The following is a 2,042-nucleotide window of genomic DNA, read 5'->3' as shown; positions in this document are numbered from 1 at the left end:
CAATTTAGGGATGACTAAACTCAAAGATACTTTCCCTAATTTTAATAAGTATATGAAAGCGCAAGATTTTAAGAAGGCGGCTATTGAATCAAATAGAAAAGATGTATCCGCTGAACGTAATGCTTATGTCCGCAATTTATTGGCGAATGCAAAATGATGAAGAAGTTAGTTTTACTTGCATGTATTAGTATCTCAAGTACTGCATGTGCAGAAATAGAAAAGAATAAAATAGCACCGACATATAGCTCGGAAAATAAAACAGAAAGGTATTTTACAGCGCCTACAACATTAGAGAAACAAGAGCAGGTTAAAGCTCTAATTGATAAAAAGTGGTACTTTGAGGAAAACCTTCTTAAAGATGGCAGCCCAGATAGAGTAGTTACTAGTTGTAATAGTTTATTTAATGCTTTAGATGAAGGGTTTAACGCACTTAGTTACCGACATCAAGATGTTATAAAAGCAATGAATAAAGTGTGTTTAATATGGGCACATATGGGGGAGCTAAATGCTTCTGAATCTAGTTTTTTGACTGATTTTGAGCATAGCTCAGCACTACCGAAACAGATGCCTCCTGAGCTTGCTTTAATTATTTCAAACGACGATGACCGTCGTTTAGCAAAAGCGAGTAGCTGGGAAGAAATGAGTCATATTAGTAAAATGGAGTCATTGAATAAAGACCAAGCAATTTATTATGACAACAGCGGCGGCATTCAAAAACTGACGGTCATGGCAAAAGGTGATTATAACAACGACGGTATTGAAGATATGGTGATATATATGGATAACAGTGTTGAAGGTGGGAGTTACGGATCTACGTATGGTTATGTGGTAACGCGGCTAGCCGCTGTTGAACCCTATACACTAATTAAGCAGTTTTAATTACGTCAAGTTTAAAGCAAATAAGCGTTCAGCAGCTAAATAAAATATCCACTTTAAAGCGTATTACACTGACACCCACCCTCGTCATGGGGGAGTTCTAACTGCTATAAAAGTATATTGACTACCAAGTTTATTTCTTTTAGCCGGAGTAAACCTTGAGTTAGCTTCATGGCTTGTAGCTAGCAAACATTTAAATATAGTGTATGAGAGTAGTTAACCTGAACTATGGATAATAAATCTATCTCAGACAAAATAACAATGACACCCACTTGAATGTCCCGAATTCATTATGCAAGTGCACCATTGACCATAACCCACCAATAAATATGACATTCTGAAGTATTTGCTAATGTAGTAAGTGCGACCAAACTCATTATCGAGGGAATTCAGAAAAATAAACTAGACACCCACACTAATTTTTGCAGTGTGGCGAACTAAGTACTAGGCTTTTATCAGTGTGAAAACAAGCAGTTGATGAACATGGCAAATAATTGGAGTGACTCATGAGCGAACAAGATAAAAGGTTATTGGAAATAAGAAAGAAGAATGAAAACGAAAGTCAAAAAATGTTAAATGAAGCTATAAATGAGTCAGCTAAAATAGGTAAAGAACCATTTAATTTGCAAGAGCTAAAAAAAAGCTGGAGCTTTAGATATGAAAATAAACTGAATGAAGAGCAAATTAATAGAGCAATGCAAGAAATCGAAAGAGATTATTACTTAGCAGGAAAACGCTTTATGACAATGGAACAATATGGCAAACATTTGATGGAAATGGAACTATATCGTTGAATGCAATTTAAAAATGACAGGCCCATCTGTTTTTATTTTATAGAAATATTGGGCTATTACTGGGAATAAAAATACCAAAAGCTGTTTGGCATGGTAATTCGGGTAAATTAAATTTAAGCATCTTGGTAATAAATTAAAAGGAGTTATTTAATGTTTGGGAATGAATACCAACGTAATAAAGAAAGGCAGTTAAAAGTTCGACTTAGTCATGAAATAAATCCCGAATTCAAGGAAGAATAAACTAGACACCCACCCTAATTTTTGCAGTATGGCGAACTAAGTACTAGGCTTTGTTTAGTGCAAAATAAACTAGACACCCACTTTAAATAGTGAGTGTCGATTTACTACTAATACAATGTAATTAAAAATATT

2 protein-coding genes are annotated in these 2,042 nt (G+C 34.6%); both read left to right on the top strand.

All coding sequences use genetic code 11. From position 1 onward, the window contains the following. The first annotated feature begins 153 nt into the window (after positions 1-153). Positions 154-879 (top strand): hypothetical protein, encoded by a 726-nt coding sequence (locus CWB66_RS21150; protein WP_138586975.1) that lies wholly within the window; start codon positions 154-156, stop codon positions 877-879. A 503-nt stretch (positions 880-1,382) separates the two neighbouring features. Further along, positions 1,383-1,670: a hypothetical protein gene (locus tag CWB66_RS21145; RefSeq protein WP_138586974.1), complete on the top strand. Its 288-nt coding sequence runs from the start codon at positions 1,383-1,385 to the stop codon at positions 1,668-1,670. The last annotated feature ends 372 nt before the right edge of the window (positions 1,671-2,042 follow it).

This window comes from Pseudoalteromonas sp. S558, assembly GCF_005886635.1.
Taxonomy (GTDB): Bacteria; Pseudomonadota; Gammaproteobacteria; order Enterobacterales; family Alteromonadaceae; genus Pseudoalteromonas; species Pseudoalteromonas aliena.
This window is presented reverse-complemented; position numbering and strand designations above follow the sequence as displayed.

Bases quoted from the DNA above. Each gene is read 5' to 3' on its own strand.
- CWB66_RS21150 (WP_138586975.1), top strand. From the start codon at position 154: ATGATGAAGAAGTTAGTTTTACTTGCATGTATTAGTATCTCAAGTACT.
- CWB66_RS21145 (WP_138586974.1), top strand. From the start codon at position 1,383: ATGAGCGAACAAGATAAAAGGTTATTGGAAATAAGAAAGAAGAATGAA.